We start from the raw sequence: 22,363 nt of genomic DNA on the forward strand, positions 1-22,363 counted from the left end.
ACATGGAAACCGTAGACAAAGAAGCCGCTGTGGAATCGCTGACCGACGTCTTGGCGAAGTTCACCGCCTACATCGGCAAGCGCCTGCCCAAGGATGTAAAAGAAAAGACCGCCAAGCTGCGCGCAGCGGAAACCAACCCGCTGGCCATCGCCGTCTACGACTCGATGGCCGACAACCAGGATTACGCTGACAAGCTGAACCGCCCCAGCTGTCAGGATACCGGTGTGATCCAGTATTTCATTTCCGCCGGTGCACGCTTCCCGCTGCTGGGCGAAATGGAGGGCATCCTCGAGAACGCCACCAAGGAGGCGACCATCAAGGGCCCGCTACGCCACAACGCAGTTGAAACCTTCATCGAAAAGAACACCGGCACCAACACCGGCTCGAAGATCCCGTGGCTGGACTGGGAAATCATCCCCGATGCCGACTACGCCATTGTCGATGTGTACATGGCGGGTGGTGGCTGTACGTTGCCGGGCTCGGCCAAGGTGCTGATGCCAGGGCAAGGCTACGAAGGGGTCACAGAGTTCGTCTTCGATGTCATCACCTCCCGCGGTGTCAACGCTTGCCCGCCTTTGCTGGTAGGCGTGGGTGTATCGACCTCGGTCGAGACCGCGGCACGCCTTTCGAAAAAGGCCATCCTGCGCGAAGTGGATTCCAGCCATCCCAACGAAAGTGCAGCGATGATGGAGAAGCTGCTGGAGGAAGGCCTGAACGAAATCGGCATTGGCCCCCAGGGTTTGACTGGCAACAGCAGCGTGATGGGCGTGAACATCGAATCGTCGGCCCGACACCCCTCGACCATCGGCGTCGCGGTATCGACAGGTTGCTGGGCGCACCGCCGCGGCAAGATCCGCATCAATGCCGACCTCACTTATGACATCCTCTCCCATGAAGGCGTAGCACTGTGAAAAAGATCCTGACCACTCCAATAAGTGACGAAGATTTGGCAAGCCTGAACGTTGGCGACGTGGTTTACCTCACTGGCCAGTTGGTGACTTGCCGAGACGTTGCACATCGCCGGCTTATCGAATTAGGCCGGGAGCTTCCTGTAAATCTTCGCGGCGGCGCGATCTTTCACGCAGGCCCCATCGTCAAGAGAAAGGACGATGGCAGCTTTGAAATGGTGTCGATCGGCCCGACGACTAGCATGCGCATGGAAAAGTTCGAGAAACAGTTCATCGAGCAAACTGGGGTAAAGCTGATCGTCGGCAAAGGCGGTATGGGCCCGGAGACCACCACTGGCTGCCTTGAGAACAAGGCTGTGCATGCAGTGTTTCCAGGCGGCTGTGCAGTCTTGGCAGCGACCCAGGTGGAAGAGATCGAACGCGCCGAATGGCAGGACTTGGGCATGCCGGAAACGCTATGGGTCAACCGTGTACGAGAGTTCGGCCCGCTGATCATTTCTATCGACACCAAGGGCAATAACCTGTTCGAGCAGAACAAAGCCCGGTTCAATGAACGCAAAGGCGCGGTGATCGAGAAGATCAATAGCCAAGTACGGTTCATCAAATAAGCGAATGGGCGGTGAAGGTGATCAACTCCACCGCCCAACACCGCCATCCCCTGCCCTCTCAACGTACTCGCTGAACGTCCAAAGTAGTGGAACGCGACGCGTCATACATCCCAAATACGCTCAGAGACAGCCATGCACAACCGCAGTCATCATCAATTGCGAAATGGCTTCCGTGTTCTTCTCAACGGTCACGCTTGCCTGAGTACCGCTTCGGTTTTTGACCCTTTATCCGCACGCATCGCTTCGGATCTCGGCTTCGAAGTTGGCATACTGGGCGGCTCTGTTGCCTCCCTGCAAGTGTTGGGTGCTCCTGACATCGCTTTAATCACCCTTAGTGAATTCGCCGAACAGGCCACCCGAATTGGCCGCGTGGCTAGCCTTCCGATAATTGCTGACGCTGATCATGGATATGGTAACGCCCTTAACGCCATGAGGACTGTTGTCGAGCTAGAACGGGCTGGGGTTGCAGCACTCACCATCGAAGATACCCTCCTGCCTGCCCGTTTTGGCAGCGGTGCCCTGGAGCTGATCAGCACCGAAGAAGCCACCGGTAAACTGCGCGCGGCGCAAGAAGCAAGGATTGATAGCTCACTCGCCATCATCGCCAGAACCCACGCTGGTGTGCAGCCGCTACAGGACGTTATCCGTAGAACCAGGGAATTCGAGCGATCGGGTGCCGATGCGGTGTGCCTCGTTGGTGTGAAGGATGTTCATGAACTCGCCGCCATCGCCGATGGATTGACCCTTCCAGTGATGCTAATCACCTATGGCAACAGCGAGCTTCGGGATGCACCTGGCCTGGCAGAACTCGGCGTGCGCATCGTGGTGGATGGCCATCAAGCATACTTTGCCTCGGTTCAGGCCACCTATGAAAGCCTGCGCATACAGCGCCGTCGCCAGGTTAACGCTGACAAATCGGCCTCAACGCTCGTTGCTGGCTATTGCTTGCAAAACGAATATAAAGACTGGGCAGCAGAGTTCATGCTTTTCTCAAAGTAACAACTCAGCACTGTTGAACGCCCCTTTCCGATCCAGGCGACGAATCAATCAAGGGATGATCGCAAACCAGTCCCATCAGTGTCGGCCAAGGTCTGTTATCCCGCCATGTGTCTGGAGGCGTGTTTGCTTGCGGTAAAAGGCGTGAATAGCCCACACCACCCCTACGAACAACAAGCCTGTTCCAAGCGCTTCCATAGGAGACGGCCAGCGTTGGTTGATGAGCAGGCCCATCGTAGTTGCATAAATGGATCCGCTGGCGATCAATTGCCCGCTCAGCGCCAGCGGAAGACGCCGCGTTGCGATTGACCATGCCCAGGCACCTGCAAGGGTGGCCCCTAACCCCTGAATCAGCCCACAGACGATCAGCGCCTGAGTACCTGCCAATCCGCTCGGATAGCTAGCGAAATGAGACAGTTTCAAGTACAGCCCAACCGGGATGAACGCCAGCATTTCGACGCTGCACATGAAGATCAACATGGCTGACCACAACATGGGAGACATGCTTGGGCGTCGAGCCAAAGCACTTTCATTCAACAGACCAAAACCGGTCCAGAATGCGATTGCCAACAACGATGCAAGCAACCCAAGCAGTAACGACGCGGTCGGGAGCACTACCGCCGCACGGCTAGCATCAAACACGCTCAGATTGACCAGGCTGATGCCCAGGGCCGCCACCATCAGTGGCCCGGCAATGGCGCGCCAAGGCACGCTGGCGCTGCGCATGTTGCCGGCAATCGCGAGCACGATCGGTACTGACCCCATCATCACAGGGGGGATCACCGGCCCGGCTGCTAAAACCGCAGTGGTGATCAGGAAGAAGTAGCCAATGTATCCCAAGAAGCCCAGCAGTGCGGCGCAGGCCCAGTCACTCAGTCGCAATTGCCGCACTTCGCTGCGGTAAACGAACAGCACCAGTAGGCTACCTAACCCGGCAAAGGCATAGCTCACCACCGCCAGGTCAAAAAGGCTGTAGTCACCGACCAGCCCCGGAAAAATGTAGAGCAGTGACCAGGAAAAGGTGGCGGCAATGGCCGCTAACAGGCCCAGGGTCATACGCTCTGCTCCTGCCTCTGAATCCAGCAATGAGCTATTTGCCGGGCAGTGTCGAATACCCGCATGTCCTGGCCCATCGCGCCGCTGACAAAACTGCCTTCCAACAAGATAAACAACCCTTGGGCAACTGCGTCGGGGTCGTTTATACCGGCGCTTATGGCCAAGGCAGCAAGGTTTTCGCGTATCCCTTGCTTATGCCTGCTCACTGCTAAATGCACGGGGTGGCTAAACTGGGGGAACTCAGCCGCACTGTTAACGAACAGGCACCCGCGCTCGCTATCTTTCAAAAGAAAGCGTTCATACAGATCGAAAAAAGCGAGCATGCCACTGACTGGCTCAGGATGCCTGGCCAGGGTGCGCGCTACCTCTTCACGCCAGCGTCGGTCACGCTCCTCAAGGCAAGCCACTATCAGCGCATCCTTGGAGGGGAAATGACTGTAGAGCGTCATTTTGGTAACACCCGCCATCGCGGCAATGGCCGTTACCCCCGTCACATATAAACCTTGCGACAGAAACAGCTTCAGCGCGGCATCAATCAAACGCTCACGGGTATTGTCCAATTCAAGGCACTCCGGCAAAGGGACGGAGCTGACTATACTGACCGGTAAGATTCAGGCCGCATCCAGATACGACCTGAAGCATGGCCGCTACGACACAGAGCGCAGCAGCAAAATGCAGGCCTGGCCAATCAGAGACTTGCTACGCCAGCTAAGCGCCCCCTGTACTTGGGATGCGAATCTGGGCTGTGTGGCTGATCGTGCCGTCTACCCGCTTGCGAAACACCGCTTGGCCCAACGTGTCTTGGGCATGCCGGTGGCAACTGTGTTTACCGAGATCGATCCCGACCCGTGCTGACTCGCTCGTGATGATGGCCTCCAAAACAAAACACCCTGCGAAAGCTTAGCCCTCGCAGGGTGTGGGGGTGACCCGTTCATTTAGCCCGGCCTACGCTGGGCTTTCGTGCACGCTAAAGCCGGTACGGCATGGATGCGGTCAAATTATCGATCATTTTTTGAAGAAGACCCGACAGCGTTGCTGAGGCCTTTCGAATTATGATCGCCTGGCGTCGTTCCAGAGATGGCCGTGGACTTGGCTAAACCGCGAGTGTCCTTGGAGTGAGCGACACCCGAGGTGGTGGTGCCATGACCGTTGTCGCTGTTGCGCGATCTTCCGTAATGATTGCCGCTTACCCCATGATCGCGTGTCGCCTTTCCAGCGTGATCACTTCCAAGGCCCTTCCCGCTTCCACTATGCCCTCCCATGCCACCGCCATGTCCGGCGCCGTTTCCACCGCCATGTCCGCCGCCACCGCCATGACCACCGCCACCGCCATGACCACCGCCGCCGCCGCCACCGCCACCGCCACCGCCACCACCACCACCACCCTTGGCATAGGCGGAACTGATCGGGGAGATATCGGCGGGCAAGAATGCCGTCATCCCGAGTGCCAATGCACAAGCAAAGACAGCAACCAAAGGTTTTTTCATTTTTTGTTCGGCTCCGGAGGCGCGAGTGGGTAGCTAAAGTGCGGGTTGGACCTGACACAGACACCAAAGTTCTCGCATTCCGACAGACTGCCAGGGAAACGCTGATCACGTTTTCCCGAGCGCGTAATGAGCAACATCTCGACCGCGCCAGGCCCATTTTTCGGCCGATAGCGCAGCGTTCAACAACTACCGGCGCCCCATCCACAGGTCCGACAGCGCAAACAACGTGGTCCGTTGTGCAGTGTTCTTGACCAAGCCACGAAAGCGAGCCTTCACATAACCGAACTGGCGCTTGAGCGGACGACTGTGTCAGCACAGGTAGTCTGCCCCGTCCTGACGTGTTCGGAGAATCCTCAGCCAACCAAGCAGGGCCGAGCCCGCCAGTGCTAACAGCCCTTGAGGTTCCGCCTTGCTATTGGCGTCTCCCACCGTCAGGATGGATGCTTCATCAGGCTTAAGGAGAGAGCCGTGTTTCCCATGAACGTGTGGTTCGCCTATACCGCCGCCTGCGTACTGTTGGTGCTGGCACCGGGCCCTGACAACGTGTTGGCCATTGGCCGCGGTCTCAGCCAGGGTAAAGTCGCAGCGGCCGTATCCGGCATGGCGTCAGGAGCAGGCATTTTGTTTCACGTTGCAGCCGCTTCGTTAGGCTTGACCCTACTGATGCAAACCTCGGTGCTCGCATTTTGGGTGATCAAGCTCATGGGTGCCGGCTATCTGCTCTGGCTAGGGATCAAGGTGCTGCGCGCTCGTAACCTCATAAGCTTTCAGCCGGCCTCCAGGCAATCGCTGCCCAGCATTTTTCTGACCGGTCTGCTTTCGGCTGCGCTCAACCCCAAGCCAGGTTTGTTCGTGCTGGCGTTCATTCCCCAGTTCGTCGACCCCGCACGCGGGTCAGTCAGCGTGCAGATGTTGGTTTACGGCGTATGGTTCGCTGCACTCACGGCATTGGGGTTTGCCTTGATGGGCATTTTCGCCACGGGACTGTCTCGCTACCTGTACCGGCGGCCACGGCTGGTGAATGGGCTGAACGTGGGCGCAGGCCTCACCTTCGTTGCGTCTGGCGTCTCGATTGCGACGTTGAGCCAGAGATAGCAAGCAGGAGAAAGCGGCGGGGCTGCGTATGAGCCCCGCGTTTCATCACGATGCTGAAGCCTCGTCGGCCAGCTTCGCATGGGTGTTCAGTTCCTCAGCGATGAAGGCCGAAATCATCGCCCGATAGACCTGTTCCACCACCTCGGCCGAGGCACCGGTTTCGTCAGCCATCTCACGAACCTTCTTGATCACTTGCTCGACCCGAGCAGGCGCACGCACATCATCGGTGGTTTTCTTGAAGCCCGCTGCTTGCGTCACGAGCCTTCCACGTTTGGCGAGAAGCGAAACGAGGCTGCGGTCGATTTCATCGATCCGTTGACGGACTTCGTCCAGAGAGGTGCAACGTACATCCATTTGCTTGACTTCCTTTTCAGAGGCCTGCGATTGATTGGAGCAGGCTGTCGTGGGTGATCGGGGCGTGCAGTGTAGCTTCTGTGCTAGGTCTGCTTCACGCTCCGCAGAGGGGTGTAACGCCGCAGGGATATCCCAGTCCATTTCGAATAACCAGCTCACGCCTGCGTGGCGCAGATCGCGAAAATGCAGAACCTCCACGCCAACCATCTGTCGCCCAGGCTTGGGCAGCCTGCTGGCGGGCGAATGTCTGAGACCTTTGGTAGACTAGGACACCCTTTTTCTTGAGGCGGATCTGGACGGTATAGCTAACCGTCGAATCGGCCTTTTTCCTTGCTCTGATCGTTGCCATGATCTCCGGTGGTACGAGTGTGTTTGGCGGCGGTAGCCCGCACCACTGTCAAACCCAACACGCCCCCGGAAAATGGTACATAAATGCGTAGCCCAGAATGCTCCTAGAAAACGCTTCAAAGCCACAAACCACGCGCCCTGAGCCGTCACGCCGCTTCAGCGTTGCCCCCATGATGGACTGGACCGACAGACATTGCCGGTTCTTCCTGCGCCTGCTCTCCCGGCAAACCCTGCTCTACACCGAAATGGTCACCACCGGTGCCCTGCTGCACAACGACGCTCACCGTTTCCTGCGCCACGATGCTTCTGAGCACCCGCTGGCCCTGCAACTTGGCGGCAGTGTGCCGGCCGACCTGGCCGCTTGTGCGCGCCTGGCTGAAGAAGCAGGCTACGATGAGGTCAACCTCAACGTTGGCTGCCCGAGCGACCGGGTGCAGAACAACATGATCGGCGCGTGCCTGATGGCTCACCCGGCGCTGGTGGCCGACTGCGTGAAGGCCATGCGTGATGCCGTATCGACGCCTGTCACGGTGAAGCACCGCATTGGTATCAACGGCCGTGACAGCTACGCCGAACTGAGCGACTTCGTCGGCCAGGTGCGTGAGGCCGGCTGCCGAAGTTTTACCGTGCATGCACGCATCGCGATTCTGGAAGGGCTGTCGCCGAAAGAGAACCGCGAGATTCCGCCGCTGCGCTATGACATCGCAGCGCAGTTGAAGAGGGACTTCCCGGACCTGGAGATCGTGCTCAACGGCGGGATCAAGACCCTGGACGAATGCCAGGCACACCTTGAAACCTTCGATGGCGTGATGCTGGGGCGCGAGGCGTATCACAACCCTTATCTGCTGGCCGAGGTAGACCAGCAACTGTTTGGCAGCGATGCGCCGGTGGTCAGCCGTAGCGAGGCATTGGCGCAACTGCGGCCTTACATCGTGACGCATATGGAAAGTGGCGGTGCGATGCACCACGTTACCCGGCATATTCTGGGGCTGGCACAAGGATTCAAAGGGGCGCGGCGCTTCCGCCAGTTGCTGTCGGCAGACATTCACAGGGCGGCCCAACCCTTGGCGGTGTTTGACCAGGCCGTGGAGTTGTTGCAAGGGCGGTGACCTCAGTGGGAGGGAACCTCGGGCTTGCTTGCGACTCGAACCTTCACCTTTCGTACAGCCCCGTGCGGGCCAGCGGGTCCGCAGGGTTTCGGCGGCCCTTGAGCGGCTGCCGGGGCTCGGGTAATGTCGAGTAAATGCACAGGACAGAGCACGCCCATGACCTCCAAGCTGGAACAACTCAAGCAGTTCACCACCGTGGTCGCCGACACCGGGGACCTGGACGCCATCACCCGCCTGAAGCCGGTCGATGCCACCACCAACCCGTCGCTGCTGCTCAAGGCTGCTGCCATCCCGGGCTACGCCGACCTGCTTAAACAGGTGAAGGCCGACGCCAAGGGTAATGTCGACCTGGCCTGCGACAAGTTTGCGGTGGCGGTAGGCTCGGGCATTCTCAAGGTCATCCCGGGGCGTATCTCCACCGAGGTGGATGCACGCCTGTCGTTCGATGAGCCAGCCCTGCTGAACAAGGCTCGCCAGCTGATCGCCCTGTACGAGGCGGCCGGAGTGGCAAAAGAGCGTGTACTGATCAAGCTGGCCTCCACCTGGGAAGGCATTCGTGCCGCCGAGCAGCTGGAGAAGGAAGGTATCCAGACCAACCTGACCCTGTTGTTCTCCTTCGCCCAGGCCCAGGCTTGCGCCGATGCCGGGGTGTTTTTGATTTCGCCGTTCGTGGGCCGTATCTACGACTGGTACAAGAAGAGCACCGGCCAGGAATACGTGGGCGCCGAGGACCCAGGCGTGCAGTCGGTCACGCGCATCTACAACTACTACAAGGCCAATGGTTACAACACTGTGGTCATGGGCGCCAGCTTCCGCAATATCGGCCAGATCGAACAACTGGCCGGCTGTGACCGCCTGACCATCAGCCCCGAATTGCTGCAGCAGCTCAGCGATGACCAGGGTGAGTTGCCGCAGGTGCTGAAACCGGGCAACGCCGGTGAAGCCAAGCAGCACCTGAACGAAAGCCAGTTCCGCTGGGCGATGAACGAAGACGCCATGGGCACCGAGAAACTGGCCGAAGGTATCCGCCAGTTTGCGCGGGACCAGGAAAAGCTGGAGAAGTTGATGGCTGAAAAGGCCTGATACAGTTCGTGTTTGCCCGACGGGCGGGAAGTGTTCAGTATTTTCCGCCCGTTTTGTTTGCCACGCCTTAGTTGTGTATTGAATTCTCGGGCCTGTTCGCGGGCCAGCCCGCTCCTACACCGATCGATGTAAGGGCGGGCTTGCCCGCGAACAGGCCGCCATAGCCACCCGAGCTGTCGATGACCTCCCCTAACCCGTTGCCCCTCGTTCTCGCCGGCCCGGTACTGCGCCGCCTGGAACCCCAGCGTCTGGCCGTCTGGCTGGTCACTACCCAACCACTGCAGCCCGCGTTCGTCTGCCTGGCAAGCAAGGCCCATGTCGATTGCCAAGTGGTGCCGATTGGCCGGCATGCCTACGTTCACCTGCTGGACATCCAATTCGCCAGCCCCCTGCCCTGCAACCAGCTGCTCGACTACGACCTGCTGATCAACGGCCAGGGTATCGCCGACTGGGCCCCACACCTGCTCTACCCCGGCAATCCACGCCCGAGCCTGGTGCTGCGTGAGCGCCTCGACCATTTGCTGCACGGCTCCTGCCGCAAGCCGCACCACCCTGCTGCCGACGGCCTGCTGTGCGCCGACCGGCTGCTGCAGGGGTGCAAGAAGCCCGAAGACCGCCCCGCCGTGCTAGTGATGACGGGCGACCAGGTTTACGCCGACGATGTCGCGGGTCCCATGCTGCGCGCCATCCATAGCCTGATCTCGCGCCTGGGCTTGTTCGACGAGCAACTGGAAGGTGCGGTGGTAGCCGACAGCCAGGCGCTGTACCAGCACCCGGCCAGCTACTACCACCGCGCCGACCTGCTGCCGGCGCTGGAACGCAACGATACCCTGCGCGAGCGTTTTTTCGGCGGCAAGCGCAAGCCGATCTTCTCGTCCAGCAACGCCGACAACCACCTGGTGACCTTCGCCGAAGTCATGGCCATGTACCTGTTGGTGTGGTCGCCGGTGCCCTGGCAGCTGGTGGACCTGGGCATCCCCAGCGGGCTCAGCGACGAGCATCAAGCCCGATACCGGCAAGAGCTGCCGCTTATCCAGGGGTTTGCCGACAATCTCGGTCAGGTGGCGCGGGTGATGGCCCACCTGCCCTGCCTGATGATCTTCGACGACCACGACATCACCGACGACTGGAACCTCTCGGCGCAGTGGGAGGAAACGGCCTACGGCCACCCATTCTCGCGAAGGATCATCGGCAACGCCTTGCTCGGCTACCTGCTCTGCCAGGCCTGGGGCAACAACCCGGACGATTGCAATCCGCTGATCAAGCACTGCCAGGTGCTGACCAGCCAGAACCAGGATGAGTTGATAGGCGAGCTGCTGCGCTTCCAGGGCTGGCAGTTCAGCCTGCCTACAGAACCACCGCTGCTGGTACTGGACACCCGCACCCGCCGCTGGCGCAGCGAAAGCAACCTGGCCAAGCCGTCCGGCCTGTTGGACTGGGAAGCGCTGAGTGAATTGCAGCAAGCACTGCTCGATCATCCTTCGGCGGTCATCGTGTCACCTGCGCCGATTTTCGGGGTGAAGCTGATCGAGACGGTGCAGAAGGTGTTCAGCTGGCTGGGCTACCCGCTGCTGGTGGATGCCGAAAACTGGATGGCCCACCGCGGTGCAGCACAGGTCATCCTCAATATCTTCCGCCACTCGCGCACGCCGGGGCACTACGTGGTGCTGTCGGGGGATGTGCATTACTCGTTCGTGTATGAGGTGCTGATTCGCCACCGCCAGCGCAGCCCGCACTTGTGGCAGGTGACCAGCAGCGGAATCAAGAACGAGTTCCCCCGGCGCTTGCTGGATGTGCTCGACCGGCTCAACCGCTGGTTGTATGCGCCACGCTCGCCGCTCAACTGGTTTACCAAGCGCCGAGAAATGGAGGTGGTGCCGCGTACGCCCAGCCACAGCAAGGCCGGGGAACGGCTGTGGAATGGTGCCGGGCTGGGACAGGTGTTCTTTGATGAACAGGGGCGGCCGGCGCGGGTGTATCAGCTGGATGCGAGCGGGGGTGAGGCTACAGAGTTTAAAAACCGGGAGCAGTGAGATTCAGAATTTTTACAGCCTGTGCCGGCCTCTTCGCGGGTAAACCCGCTCCTACACCTGATTGGGGGTGGACACACATTGGTGTTTGGGCACAGGCCGTCGTAGGAGCGGGTTTACCCGCGAAGAGGCCGGCACAGGCCAGAGATCAGCCCCGCTCCAGCGCATTGACCAGATCATGGAAGGCTTCGCGGTTGGAGTCATTCAGGCCCATGAGGATCTTGTGCGCCTCCAGCACCTTGGAGCGCACCACATCTTCATTCTGGTCCTGCGACGGCAAGTCGGTCAGGCAATCGGTGCAGGGTATCGGCCGATCGACGATGTTGAACACCTGATCGAAGCCCATCGACTGCAATAACCGTGAAATGTCCGGATTGGTAGTCACCACCGTCGGCAGCAGGCCCACCTTCTGTCGCGACAGGATCGACAGCTTCGCCAGCAGGCCCAGCGTGGTGCTGTCGATACTCTCGGTTTCAGTCAGGTCGATGACAATCGCCGAGAAGTTCAGCGCAGTGAAAATCTTCTCGATCGTCGCATCCAGCGCCGAACACAGGGTCAGGCGCACTTCACCAACGAATTTCAGTACGAAGGTACCGCTCTGCTCGGCGAACTGAATTCTACCGGTACTCATTGAAGGTTCCTGCTCAACACCAATAGGGCGATATCATCCGGCATCTCCCCAAGCGTAGCCAATCCAAATCGTTGACGCAGCCCATCCAGACTGCCACCTGCTGCCTTGACGATCTCCGGCAAGGCGGCTTCTTTATCTTTGAGCGTATCACCCGGCAAAAGGTCCAGAATGCCATCGGACATCAGGCTGAGGCTGAACTGCGGGGGTAGCTCCACCACCAGGTCCTGGTAGGTGGCCTCATCGAACAACCCCACCGGCAGGCCGCGGCCTTCCAGGTAGCGGCAATGTTCGGGGGTGTACAGTACCGGCAACGGCAAATGGCCGCCGACAGCGTAGGTCAGCAGGCCGGACTCTTCGTCGATCACCCCGCCGACCATGGTGACGTGCTTGCCCAGCTTGCTGTTGATCAGGCCGCGGTTGATGTGGCTGAGCACTTCAGACGGCTTGAACTCACGCATTCTGCTGCGCTTGAGCTCGAACATGAGGCGCGTGGTCATGAATTTCAACAGCACGGTGACAAAGGCCGACGACGCCCCATGCCCGGATACATCGGCGAGGTAGAAAGCAATGCGCCGCTCGTCCACGCGGAAATAATCGACAAAATCACCCGAAAGATACAACGACGGGATGATCTGGTGCTCGAAGGCGAACTCGCCGGCCACCCAGGGGCTTTCCGGCAACATGTTCATCTGCACCTGGCGACCGGCGGTCTGGTCCTCCTGCAGCAGGTGCAGGCTGGCCTCCAGTTCGCGGTTGGCGGCTTCGAGCTTGTCGCGGTAGCGCTGGTTTTCCAGCACAAGGCGCGAGCGGTCGAGGGCGCGGCGCACCGAATGCTCGAGTACGGCCAGGTCTTCCAGCGGCTTGATGAGGTAGTCGGCGGCGCCCAGGCGCAACGCTTCCACCGCATCACTCATGACGCCGGCACCGGACACCACGATCACCGGCAACTGCGGCGCACGCTCGCTGACCTGACGGATCAGTTCGAGGCCGCCCATCTGCGGCATGCGCAGATCGCAGATCACGAGGTCGGGCTGGTGTTCTTCGAAGACCTGAAGCCCCTGCTGGCCATTACCGGCCTGGAGGACGCTGAAACCACTGTCTTCAAGATAGGCGGCGAGGCTGGCACGGACCACGTCGTCGTCATCGATGATCAGCAGCGTTGCACTGGTTTTCTGCATGTGGGCGAACGGCGCCGATTTAGGTTGGTGCAGCGGTGTCGGCAAGGCAGACGGCCAGCTACGGGAATTCTTTATGGTCACACTCTACTTGAGTTGTAGGACAAGAACACCTGCCCGGCAACTGTCAGAGGTACCTTGTAAGGCGCAGACGGTACTCCCATCCGGCAGGGGTTTCAAGCATGCTGGGGTCGACCTCGCCGCTCTTTACAGGGCAAATCACCGGGAGTTATAAGAAAGTCGACCAGCGCAACCCGACGGGAAGGATGCAGCATGCCCCACACGCCCTCCAGCCATAGCGAGAAACGCGACTTCATTCGCATGCGCATCGACACCGAGGTCAGCCTTTTGCACGAAGGCCAGGTGATTGCGGCGGTGTGCCTGGACCTGTCCAGCGGCGGCCTGCAAGTGCAGGCGCCACAGCGCTTTCTGGTGGGTGATCAGATCGAGGTACGGATCGACTCCGACCATCCGGCGCTGAAGGGGCTGCATGCCAGCACCGAAGTGGTATGGATTGCCGACCAGCCGGGCGGGCAGCAGAAGTTCGGGCTGCGGATTCTGGCCATGCATTGAACTAGGGGCCGCTTTGCGGCCCCAGGTTCACAGATCAGAAGTCGTCTTCGACCTCGCCATCCTTCACCTTGAACTCGCGGTTTTGCAGGTAGGCATTGCGAATGAAGATGTACTTGTCACCCTGAATCAGCTTTTCGGCCGAGAGCAGGCTGGCGCGGGTGTCGATCAGGTCCAGCGCGAAGATCGAATTGCGCGTAGGCACGTGGTCGATGTAGCGATAGGGTTTGGTGTAGGTGTCCGGGTACTTGGCCACACCATCACGCACAGTGCTTGGGCCCAGCAGCGGGATGACCACATACGGCCCGCTCGGCACACCCCAGTAACCCAGGGTCTGGCCAAAGTCCTCGTCGTTGCGCTGCAGGCCCATCTTGGTACCCACATCGAAGAAGCCACCCAGGCCGAAGGTGGTGTTGACGATCAACCGCGCCGTATCCACGCCCGCCGCATGCGGCTTGAGCTGCAACACGTTGTTGGCCAGGTTGGTCACGTCCCCCAGGTTGCGAAAGATGTTGTGGATGCCATCTTCGAGGAACTGTGGAGTGACCGCCTGGTAGCCCTTGGCCAATGGTTTGAGGGCATAGGTGTCGAGGGTGTCGTTGAAGCGGAAGATCGGGCGGTTGACCGCTTCCCAGGGATCTTCCTCGGTGGCGGCCTGGGTGGCTGCCGCGGGCGCCAGCAGCATGCTGGCGCAGACACAGGCCTGGGTGACTCGTTCGATCACACTGGCACCGATCCTACGCATAGATGTTTCTCCATCGAATTTCTTGGCCGCAAGCGCAACACGTCGCGCTGCTATCAAGGCGGCAGTATAGAGACTTGCGGGCTGATAAACAGCCTTACACATTTTTGCTCAATATTTTGTGAACAACTGTTGCGCAGCGGGCGATGTCACAGGACGGTAACAATCAACGCATAGCCTTCGAACCATTTGGGGGAAGTTGCCATGGACACTGCGCCCGCCTTCACTGCTGTACTGTTCGGTTTGCGCGGCTGCCTGGTGCAGGCTACCCATGGCGCGCCATCACCCGCCCCCGGCGCCCTGGCCACCCTTGCCAGCCTGCGTCAGCGCCAAGTGCCGTGCATCTGGCTGGATGACCTCAATACCGCGCAAAGCGAGCGCCTGGCCCATGTACTGCCCGACTGGCTGCCAGGGCATGCGGTCAATGGCGTGCGCTGGCCGGCGCCGAACGCTTGCTGGCAGGCACTGATGGCGCTGGACAGCGAGCGCCTGGATGGCTGCGTATTGGTCAGCGGCGACCCCCGCCTGCTGCAGTCTGGCCTTAACGCCGGCTTGTGGACAGTGGGCCTGGCCGCCTGCAGCCCGTTATGCGACCGCACTTCTGCGCAATGGCAAGCCATGAGCCCGCAAGAGCAGGATCTGGCGCGTAGCAAGGCGACGCTGGCGCTATTCAGCCTGGGCGTGCACTCGGTGATCGACCATCTGGAAGCGCTGGACACCTGCCTGGTGGACATCGCCCAGCGCCGGCGCAAGGGTGAAAAACCCTGATACAGCAGCCTTGACGCGGATCATGCAAATCGGCAGCAGGTAGATTACCCTGAAGACAGGCCAGAACCTTTGCCACGTCGCCGAGGTCCATGGCTTGCCAAGCCATTGATGGAGAATAGCCAATGCCTGCCCGCGAATTGCAAGAGCGCCTGAACAGCTTGCGCGAGCAACTGGACCGCAACGTACCGCTTTCGGAAGAAGAGCTGGCCGCCCTGCACGAAGAGGCGCGCCAGATCGAGGCGCAACTGAAACTTGAGGAAGCCACGCCAGACAACAACCTGGTGGACGGCGTGAATCTGGCGATCGAACGCTTCGAGGCCGACCACCCCGACCTCACAGCCACCCTGCGCAGCATTGCCAACTCGCTGCACAGCATGGGGATCTGAAATAGCGGGGGCCGCAAAGCGGCCCCCTGTATTACTGCCGTACCAGGCGTTTGTTATCCGGGCTGATCGCCCCGGTGCTGCGATACGGGTTGATGTCCAGCCCACCGCGGCGCACATAGCGGGCATAGACCGTCAGGTGCTCCGGCTGCAGCAGATTCTTCAAGTCCAGGTAAATCCGTTCCACACACTGCTCATGGAAGTCGGCATGCTGGCGGAAGCTGATCAGATAGGTCAGCAGGCTGGCGTGGTCCAGCGCCCTGCCCTTGTACTCGACCACCACGCTGCCCCAATCCGGCTGGCCGGTGACTGGGCAGTTGGACTTCAGCAGATGGCTGTGCAGGGTTTCTTCCACCACCCGCTCCGGGTTGCAGCGCAACAGCTCTGGCTGCGGCTGCTCGTAGTTGCTGATGGCCACGTCCAGTGCATCGATGCACTGCCCCGGCAAAGCCACCACACCCTGGGCTTCAACCTCGGCCAGGGTGCGCACCGTCACCCCCACCGGCTTGCCGGCAGCGGCGGACAGGTCTTTTTCCAGGCAAGCCTGCAACTCGCCCAGCGAGGCGAACACCGTCTGGTTCAGCGAGTTGAGGTACAGCTTGAATGACTTGGACTCGATGATGTTTGGCGAATCAGCCGGGATGGCGAACTCGCCGATCGCTACCACCGGCTTGCCCGAAGGCAGCAGCCAACTCAGCTCGAAGCAATTCCAGTAATCCACCCCCTGCCAAGGCAAGGTCTGTGCAGTGACGCCCAGCTCGGCCCACTTGGCAGTGCGCGGGATCGGGAACAGCTGCTCCGGGGAGTAGGTGGCGATGTATTCGCTGGACTTGCCCAGCGGGGAATGTTCGGCAGCGGGATGCATGGAAACTGACCTAGAGGTTCGGATTTACCTCTAGTCTAACGGTTTTGCACCCCGCCTTGCAGGGCCAGTCACTCAATGGTCAATGCCCCGACCATACCCGCCTGGTAATGCCCCGGCACGTTGCAGGCAAACTCGATGGGCGCCGACTGGCGGAAGGTCCAGGTCAGCTCGGCGCGCTGGCCGGGCATGACCAGCACGGTGTTGCCACCCACGTGGCCATGGCCGTCACCATGGCTCATCATCTTGCCGTGGTCCATGCCTTCGTGGTTCATGGCCTCGGTGAACATCTTGCCTTGCATGGCGACCATTTCCTTCTGGTGTTCGGCATGCATGGCCTTGTCGCCCAGGTTGAATTCGTGCGGCAGCTTGCCCTCGTTGACCAGCACGAAGCGCACCGTCTCGCCGGCTTTTACCTGCAGGCTTTTTGGCTCGAAGGCGATGTCCTTGAGCACCACGTTGACCGTGCGGGTGGCCTTGGCCGCCGGGGCAGGCTCGCCAAAGGCGAAGGTCTGCGCCTGGCCAGCGAAAGTCGGCAGGCTGCCCAGGGCAAGGGTGGCGGCAATGAACAGGTGTTTCATGATGGCTCCGGGAATACACAGCAGGATGAAGCCACATTAGCCGGGGGCGACTGGTAGCTACCTGACAGGCACATTACAACTTTGTCAGCTTGGGCGAGCGGGCACATCGTCACGTATCATTTCAGCCATCACATTGCCCCCTGTGCTAGCAGGGTGAAGCCCCCATAGGCTACGCGCAAACTTTCAGAATATGGACAGTGCATGAAACTGCTGATCGTCGAAGACCAGGCCCGCACCGGCCAGTACCTGAGCCAAGGCCTGAGCGAGGCCGGCTTTGCCACCGAGCTGGCCACCGATGGCGAGACCGGCCAGTTCCTCGCCCTGACCGGCGACCACGACCTGCTGATCCTCGACGTGATGCTGCCCGGCCGCGACGGCTGGCAGATTCTTCAGGCCGTGCGCCAGGCAGGCCTGGATACGCCAGTGCTGTTCCTGACCGCCCGCGACGCCGTCGAGGATCGCGTGCATGGCCTGGAACTGGGCGCCGACGACTACCTGGTCAAGCCGTTCGCCTTTTCCGAACTGCTGGCCCGGGTACGCAGCCTGCTGCGCCGTGGCACCAGCCCGAGCCAGGACACTATCCTGAGCCTGGCCGACCTGCGCCTGGACCTGATCCGCCGCCGCGCCGAGCGCGCCGGGCTGCGCATCGACCTGACCGCCAAGGAGTTCTCACTCCTTGAGCTGCTGCTGCGCCGCCAGGGTGAGGTACTGCCAAAATCGCTGATCGCCTCGCAGGTGTGGGACATGAACTTCGACAGCGACACCAATGTGATCGAAGTGGCCATCCGCCGCCTGCGCCTGAAGATCGACGACCCGCACCCCAACAAGCTGATCCACACTGTCCGCGGCATGGGTTACGTACTCGAAGAGCGCACCGAGTGATGCGCCGGGTTTCCCTCGGCAGCCGCCTGGCCCTGCTGTTCGCCGCCTGCACCGCCACCGTCTCGCTGGGCGCCGGTCTGCTGTTCAGCCGGGCCAGCGAGCAGCACTTCGTCGAACTCGACCAACAACTGCTGGACTCGCGCCTGTCATTGTTTCGTACGCAACTGGCTGGCGTCAGCACGGCTGATGAGCTCCAGGCCCGCCTGCCTGCCCTGCGCGATGAACTGAGTCACCAGGCCGACCTGGCCCTGCGTATCAGTGCCAGCAATGGCGCCACCTGGTTCGAAAGCCGCAGCGGGCTGCCGCATGCAGCGCAGGCCACCGGGCTGGCCACCCTGCATGCGCCAGGCATCGACTACCGCAGCCTGTCCGTGCCCCTGACACAGGGCGCCATGCAGTCGCCGCAACTGACCCTGTACCTCGACATCACCCACCACCAGCACTTCCTGCAGGGCATGCAACGGCTGATCTGGCTGACGGTCGGCCTGTCGGCGCTAATCACCGCACTATTGGGTGCCTGGGCCGCCCGCAGCGGCCTGCGCCCATTGCGGCAGATGGGCCAGGTGGCCGCCAGCGTGTCAGCGCGCTCCCTCACCACCCGTCTGCCGGTGGCGCAGATGCCCGAAGAGTTGGCCGAGCTGGCCAGCAGCATGAACGCGATGCTGCAGCGCCTGGACGATGCCTTCCAGCGCCTGTCAGCGTTTTCCGCCGATATTGCCCACGAGTTACGTACGCCGCTGTCCAACCTGCTGACGCACACCCAGGTCACCCTCACCCGCCCACGCAGCCTCGAAGAATACCGAGAGGCGCTGCATGGCAACCTGGAAGAACTGCAATGGATGGCGCAGATGATCAACGACATGCTGTTTCTGGCCAAGGCCGACCACGGCCTGCTGGTACCAGGGGACGCGCCTTTGGCGCTGCATGACGAGGTGGATGCGCTGCTGGAGTACTACGCGCCCCTGGCAGAAGACAGCGACGTGCAGATGCTGCGCGAGGGTGAAGCCGTACTGCACGGTGACCGGCATATGCTGCGCCGGGCACTGTCCAACCTGCTGGACAACGCCATGCGCTTTACCCCGGCTGGAGGACAGATCAAGGTGACCCTGGGGCCGGGGCCGACGATCAACGTGGCCAATACCGGGCTGGCTATCGACCCGGCCGCGCTACCGCGGCTTTTCGACCGCTTCTACCGGGTGGACCCGGCTCGACGGGAAGGCAGCAGCGAGCATGCGGGGCTGGGCCTGGCGATTACCCGGTCGATCGTGCAGGCCCATGGCGGGTGTATACGGGCAGAATGCGAGGATGGGTGGACCCGATTCGTGATCGAGTTCACTCAAGACCGGTAACCCTGAGGGGCTTCACGCCCCCAGGATCTCAGGCAGACATCAAACCGCCAGGCCAATCGCCGGCTGCACCTGCGACGCCCGGTAGGCCGGGTAAATGGTCGCCAGGAAACTCATCACCAGGCCGGCGGTGCAGATGATCGCCACATCCCCCCACTGCAACTGCGACGGCAAGCTGCTGACGAAGTACACATCCGAGGTAAAGATGTGCTGCCCGCTCACCCGCTCCAGCCAGCCGACGATCTGGCTGACATTGAACGCCGCAATCACGCCCAGTACGCCACCAATCAGCGTGCCGACAATGCCGATCAGGCTGCCCTGGACCATGAACGTGCCCATGATCTGCGCCGGCGTGGCGCCCAAGGTACGCAGGATGGCAATGTCCGGCCCCTTGTCGTTCACCACCATCACCAGGGTGGCGATGATATTGAACGCCGCGACCGCGATGATCATCATCAGCAACAGGCCGATCATGGTCTTTTCCATCTTCATGGCGCTGAACAGGCTGCCCTGGGTATGCGACCAGTCATCGGCCCGGTAGGCGTCACCAAGCCCGGCAGCAATCGCCTTGGACACCTGCGGAGCGGCATACAGGTCGTGCAGCTTCAGGCGCACACCTTGCACCTGGCCTGGCGCCCAGCGTTGCATCTCGGCTGCATCAGCAACATGGATATAGGCCTGCGAGCCATCCAGCTCGGCGCCGACCTTGAAGATGCCGACCACGGTGAGGCGCTGCATGCGCGGGGTGATGCCACCCGGTTCCTTGCTGATTTCCGGCACGATCAAGGTCAGCTTGTCGCCGGTGTTCAGGCGAAAGCGCCGTGCGGTCAGCTCGCCGATGACCACGCCAAACTCACCTGGCTGCAAGTCCTGCAGGCGGCCCTGGACAATGTGCTGGCCAACGATGGAAACCTTGCCCTCCTCGGCCGGGTCGATACCCCCCACCTGGATCGGCTGCATGGCGCCCTTGTACGACAGCATGCCTTCCATCTCGGTAATCGGCGCCACCGCCATCACCGCCGGATTTTTCATGGCGGCGTCGGCCACCTTGTGCCAGTCGTCCAGCGGCTGCACGCCCAGGATGGCGGCATGCGGCACCAGGCCGAGAATGCGCGAGCTCATTTCGCGCTGGAAGCCGTTCATTACCGACAGCACCACGATCATCGCCAGCACGCCCAGCGACAGGCCGATCATCGAAGTCATCGAAATGAACGAGATGAAGTGGTTGCGACGCTTGGCTCGGGTGTAGCGCGCGCCGATAAAGATGGGCAAGGGTCTGAACATGTACGAAATCACCCAATGGAAACAGGAAAACGGGGCAGCACCTGCCACCCCGGCAGTCGATCAGATGGCCACCAGGTGGCCATCGTCGAGCTTCAGCACACGGTCCATCTGCCGCGCCAGGTTGAGGTCGTGGGTGACCACCAGGAATGCCGTTCGCGAAGCGCTGGACAGCTCCTGCATCAGCTCCTGGATGCCTTGGGCGGTATGGTGGTCGAGGTTACCGGTTGGCTCGTCGAGCATCACCAGGCCGGGGCGGTTGACCAGCGCCCGGGCAATCGCCACGCGCTGGCGTTCGCCGCCGGAAAGCTCGGCCGGCTTGTGGTTCAAGCGGTGGCCCAGGCCTACCCGCTTGAGCAGCGCCTCGGCACGCTCCCGTGCCTCGGGGATGGGCGTCCGGCCGATCAGCAGCGGCATGCACACGTTCTCGATGGCGGTGAATTCCGGCAGCAGGTGGTGGAACTGGTAGACAAAGCCCAACTCGCGGTTGCGTAGCAGGCCACGGGCACGCTCGCCCAGTGCCGACAGCTCTTCGCCCGCCAGCCACACGCTGCCCTGGGTCGGCCGGTCGAGGCCGCCCAGCAGGTTGAGCAAGGTACTCTTGCCCGAGCCGGAACTGCCAACGATGGCCACCCGCTCACCGGCCCGCAGTTCCAGGTTGAGCCCGGACAGCACCTGCACCGACTCCGGGCCCTCGTCGTAGGACTTGCCCAGGTTGCGGCAACTCAGAACGGCTTTATCACTCATGCGCGACTCACTCATAACGTAGCGCCTCTGCAGGCTGGGTGCGGGCCGCACGCCAGGCCGGATACAGGGTGGCGAAGAAACTCAGGACCAGTGCCGCTCCACAGACCATGTACACGTCCTGGGCCAGGATCTGCGACGGCAGGTAATCGATGAAGTACACGTCGGCGTTGAGGAACTTGTGGCCGATCAGTGTCTCGATGCCGGCGATCGCCGCGCTCACGTTCAGTGCCGCGAAGATCCCGACCACGGCGCCGATCAGCGTACCAATCACCCCGATCACCGTGCCCTGGACCATGAAGATGAGCATGATCTGCCCGGGCGTGGCGCCCAGGGTGCGCAGGATGGCGATGTCGCCGCGCTTGTCGTTGACCACCATCACCAGGGTGGAAATGATGTTGAACGCCGCCACCGCCACGATCAGCAGCAACAGCAGGCCGATCATGGCCTTTTCCATACGGATCGCCTGGTACAGGTTGCCGTGGGTACGGGTCCAGTCACGGCTATAGAATTCCTGGTCGCCCAGCTGCTGGGCGATGCTCCAGGCTACGCGCGGCGCCTGGAACAGGTCGTCGAACTTCAGGCGCAGGCCCTGGACCTGGTCGGGCTTCCAGCGGTGCAGGCGGGACAGGTCGCTGATGTTGGTCAGGCCCAGGTAGCCGTCGATCTCGCCCGCACCAACGTGGAAGGTGCCAACCACGGTGAAGCGCTTCATGCGCGGGAACATGCCGGCGGGGGTCACGCTGACCTCGGGGGCGACGAAGGTGAGCTTGTCGCCGATGGCAACGCCCAGCTTGGCCGCCGCCTTGTCGCCGATCATGATGCCCCACTCGCCCGGCGCCAACTGGTCCAGGCGGCCTTGCAGGACGAAGTTGTCGATGATCGACACCTCGCGCTCGCGAGCGGGGTCGATGCCATTGAGCAGCACCTTCTGCACCTTGCCATCATGGGTCAGCAGGCCCTGCATCTGGGTGAACGGCGCAACCGCTACCACCTGCGGATTCTGCTTTACTTGTTGGGCAAGGGCCTGCCAGTCGGCAATGGGCTGGCCGCTCTCCAGCGTGGCATGGGGAATCATCCCCAACACGCGGGTGCGCATCTCATGGTCGAAACCGTTCATCACCGACAGCACCACGATCATTACCACCACGCCCAGGGCGAGGCCGATCATCGAGGTCAGGGAAATGAACGAGACGAAGTGATTGCGACGTTTGGCACGGGTATAACGCGTGCCGATGAATGCGAAAAGAGGTCTGAACATGTCGGGGCTTGTTCGGATGAAAGGGAACGTCCTTGTGGCGAGGCGCCTACGGCGGCTTTACAC

Annotated in this window: 24 protein-coding genes and 2 pseudogenes; 12 read left to right on the plus strand and 14 right to left on the minus strand. The window is 61.2% G+C overall.

Annotated features, from left to right (window positions below; genetic code table 11):
* Positions 1-2 precede the first annotated feature (2 nt).
* From ttdA to PRJ_RS18660, 3 genes are all read left to right on the plus strand, one after another.
* Positions 3-911, plus strand: a complete 909-nt coding sequence (gene ttdA, locus PRJ_RS18650) for a L(+)-tartrate dehydratase subunit alpha (RefSeq protein WP_104962192.1) — start codon at positions 3-5, stop codon at positions 909-911.
* Positions 908-1,516, plus strand: coding sequence for a L(+)-tartrate dehydratase subunit beta (ttdB, locus tag PRJ_RS18655; protein ID WP_004576751.1), 609 nt, complete (start codon positions 908-910; stop codon positions 1,514-1,516). The genes ttdA and ttdB overlap by 4 nt, the downstream gene beginning before the upstream one ends.
* A gap of 132 nt (positions 1,517-1,648) precedes the next feature.
* Complete coding sequence (locus PRJ_RS18660) at positions 1,649-2,515, plus strand: oxaloacetate decarboxylase (protein ID WP_104962193.1); 867 nt, start codon at positions 1,649-1,651, stop codon at positions 2,513-2,515.
* A gap of 75 nt (positions 2,516-2,590) precedes the next feature.
* Here the strand turns inward: PRJ_RS18660 and PRJ_RS18665 are convergent, their stop codons facing one another.
* From PRJ_RS18665 to PRJ_RS18685, 4 genes and pseudogenes are all read right to left on the minus strand, one after another.
* Positions 2,591-3,568: a DMT family transporter gene (locus PRJ_RS18665; RefSeq protein ID WP_104962194.1), complete on the minus strand. Its 978-nt coding sequence runs from the start codon at positions 3,566-3,568 to the stop codon at positions 2,591-2,593.
* The gene (locus PRJ_RS18670; protein ID WP_104962195.1) at positions 3,565-4,128 is read right to left on the minus strand and encodes a TetR/AcrR family transcriptional regulator; all 564 of its coding nucleotides are present in this window, start codon (positions 4,126-4,128) and stop codon (positions 3,565-3,567) included. The genes PRJ_RS18665 and PRJ_RS18670 overlap by 4 nt, the downstream gene beginning before the upstream one ends.
* Positions 4,129-4,566: 438 nt before the next feature.
* Positions 4,567-5,055 (minus strand): hypothetical protein, encoded by a 489-nt coding sequence (locus PRJ_RS30435; protein ID WP_256597857.1) that lies wholly within the window; start codon positions 5,053-5,055, stop codon positions 4,567-4,569.
* Positions 5,056-5,241: 186 nt separating this feature from the next.
* A pseudogene (locus PRJ_RS18685) lies at positions 5,242-5,358 on the minus strand (IS5/IS1182 family transposase); the annotation flags it as partial.
* Between the two features lie 174 nt (positions 5,359-5,532).
* On the opposite strand from PRJ_RS18685, the gene PRJ_RS18690 reads away from it, so the two are divergent.
* A complete protein-coding gene (locus tag PRJ_RS18690) occupies positions 5,533-6,150 on the plus strand; it encodes a LysE family translocator (RefSeq protein ID WP_104962898.1) in 618 nt (205 codons plus the stop codon).
* Between the two features lie 45 nt (positions 6,151-6,195).
* Here PRJ_RS18690 and PRJ_RS18695 read toward each other — a convergent pair whose 3' ends face one another.
* Both PRJ_RS18695 and PRJ_RS30440 read right to left on the minus strand, forming a co-directional pair.
* Positions 6,196-6,504, minus strand: a complete 309-nt coding sequence (locus tag PRJ_RS18695; protein ID WP_104962196.1) for a chorismate mutase — start codon at positions 6,502-6,504, stop codon at positions 6,196-6,198.
* A 211-nt stretch (positions 6,505-6,715) separates the two neighbouring features.
* A pseudogene (locus PRJ_RS30440) lies at positions 6,716-6,853 on the minus strand (site-specific integrase); the annotation flags it as partial.
* A gap of 97 nt (positions 6,854-6,950) precedes the next feature.
* On the opposite strand from PRJ_RS30440, the gene dusA reads away from it, so the two are divergent.
* From dusA to PRJ_RS18715, 3 genes are all read left to right on the plus strand, one after another.
* Positions 6,951-7,961, plus strand: a complete 1,011-nt coding sequence (gene dusA, locus PRJ_RS18705) for a tRNA dihydrouridine(20/20a) synthase DusA (protein ID WP_104962197.1) — start codon at positions 6,951-6,953, stop codon at positions 7,959-7,961.
* A gap of 156 nt (positions 7,962-8,117) precedes the next feature.
* Positions 8,118-9,044, plus strand: coding sequence for a transaldolase (tal, locus tag PRJ_RS18710; RefSeq protein WP_020190071.1), 927 nt, complete (start codon positions 8,118-8,120; stop codon positions 9,042-9,044).
* A gap of 179 nt (positions 9,045-9,223) precedes the next feature.
* A complete protein-coding gene (locus PRJ_RS18715; RefSeq protein ID WP_104962198.1) occupies positions 9,224-11,077 on the plus strand; it encodes an alkaline phosphatase D family protein in 1,854 nt (617 codons plus the stop codon).
* Positions 11,078-11,222: 145 nt separating this feature from the next.
* On the opposite strand, the gene rssC is transcribed toward PRJ_RS18715, so the two are convergent.
* Both rssC and rssB read right to left on the minus strand, forming a co-directional pair.
* Complete coding sequence (gene rssC, locus PRJ_RS18720; protein WP_104962199.1) at positions 11,223-11,705, minus strand: anti-sigma factor antagonist RssC; 483 nt, start codon at positions 11,703-11,705, stop codon at positions 11,223-11,225.
* Complete coding sequence (rssB, locus tag PRJ_RS18725; protein WP_010953151.1) at positions 11,702-12,883, minus strand: two-component system response regulator RssB; 1,182 nt, start codon at positions 12,881-12,883, stop codon at positions 11,702-11,704. The genes rssC and rssB overlap by 4 nt, the downstream gene beginning before the upstream one ends.
* 270 nt (positions 12,884-13,153) lie before the next feature.
* Between rssB and PRJ_RS18730 the strand changes: the two genes are divergently transcribed.
* On the plus strand, positions 13,154-13,453 hold the full coding sequence (locus PRJ_RS18730; protein WP_104962200.1) for a PilZ domain-containing protein: 300 nt from the start codon (positions 13,154-13,156) through the stop codon (positions 13,451-13,453).
* Between the two features lie 34 nt (positions 13,454-13,487).
* Here the strand turns inward: PRJ_RS18730 and PRJ_RS18735 are convergent, their stop codons facing one another.
* Positions 13,488-14,195 carry a VacJ family lipoprotein gene (locus tag PRJ_RS18735; protein ID WP_064491079.1) on the minus strand — a complete coding sequence of 236 codons (708 nt, stop codon included), beginning with the start codon at positions 14,193-14,195 and terminating at the stop codon, positions 13,488-13,490.
* A gap of 201 nt (positions 14,196-14,396) precedes the next feature.
* Between PRJ_RS18735 and PRJ_RS18740 the strand changes: the two genes are divergently transcribed.
* A complete protein-coding gene (locus tag PRJ_RS18740) occupies positions 14,397-14,960 on the plus strand; it encodes a hypothetical protein (RefSeq protein ID WP_012053149.1) in 564 nt (187 codons plus the stop codon).
* Positions 14,961-15,082: 122 nt separating this feature from the next.
* Entirely contained in the window at positions 15,083-15,346 is a 264-nt protein-coding gene (locus tag PRJ_RS18745; protein ID WP_003248815.1) for a DUF4404 family protein, read from the plus strand.
* 31 nt (positions 15,347-15,377) lie between these two features.
* On the opposite strand, the gene queF is transcribed toward PRJ_RS18745, so the two are convergent.
* A complete protein-coding gene (gene queF / locus PRJ_RS18750; protein WP_104962201.1) occupies positions 15,378-16,208 on the minus strand; it encodes an NADPH-dependent 7-cyano-7-deazaguanine reductase QueF in 831 nt (276 codons plus the stop codon).
* Between the two features lie 68 nt (positions 16,209-16,276).
* Complete coding sequence (locus PRJ_RS18755) at positions 16,277-16,786, minus strand: plastocyanin/azurin family copper-binding protein (RefSeq protein WP_104962202.1); 510 nt, start codon at positions 16,784-16,786, stop codon at positions 16,277-16,279.
* 201 nt (positions 16,787-16,987) lie between these two features.
* Here PRJ_RS18755 and cinR point away from each other — a divergent pair, with 201 nt between their 5' ends.
* Both cinR and cinS read left to right on the plus strand, forming a co-directional pair.
* Positions 16,988-17,668 carry a two-component system response regulator CinR gene (gene cinR, locus PRJ_RS18760; RefSeq protein ID WP_010953145.1) on the plus strand — a complete coding sequence of 227 codons (681 nt, stop codon included), beginning with the start codon at positions 16,988-16,990 and terminating at the stop codon, positions 17,666-17,668.
* On the plus strand, positions 17,665-19,017 hold the full coding sequence (gene cinS, locus PRJ_RS18765) for a two-component system sensor histidine kinase CinS (RefSeq protein ID WP_104962203.1): 1,353 nt from the start codon (positions 17,665-17,667) through the stop codon (positions 19,015-19,017). Before cinR ends, cinS begins: the two co-directional genes overlap by 4 nt.
* Before the next feature lie 39 nt (positions 19,018-19,056).
* Here the strand turns inward: cinS and PRJ_RS18770 are convergent, their stop codons facing one another.
* From PRJ_RS18770 to PRJ_RS18780, 3 genes are read right to left on the minus strand one after another with little or no spacing between them, the layout of a single operon-like run.
* Positions 19,057-20,298, minus strand: a complete 1,242-nt coding sequence (locus PRJ_RS18770) for a lipoprotein-releasing ABC transporter permease subunit (protein ID WP_028697568.1) — start codon at positions 20,296-20,298, stop codon at positions 19,057-19,059.
* Positions 20,299-20,358: 60 nt separating this feature from the next.
* Positions 20,359-21,042, minus strand: a complete 684-nt coding sequence (gene lolD / locus PRJ_RS18775; RefSeq protein ID WP_172830932.1) for a lipoprotein-releasing ABC transporter ATP-binding protein LolD — start codon at positions 21,040-21,042, stop codon at positions 20,359-20,361.
* A 7-nt stretch (positions 21,043-21,049) separates the two neighbouring features.
* Entirely contained in the window at positions 21,050-22,300 is a 1,251-nt protein-coding gene (locus PRJ_RS18780) for a lipoprotein-releasing ABC transporter permease subunit (protein ID WP_010953141.1), read from the minus strand.
* Positions 22,301-22,363: the final 63 nt, after the last annotated feature.

Origin of the sequence: Pseudomonas sp. XWY-1, from assembly GCF_002953115.1 — a bacterium.
Taxonomy (GTDB): domain Bacteria; phylum Pseudomonadota; class Gammaproteobacteria; order Pseudomonadales; family Pseudomonadaceae; genus Aquipseudomonas; species Aquipseudomonas alloputida.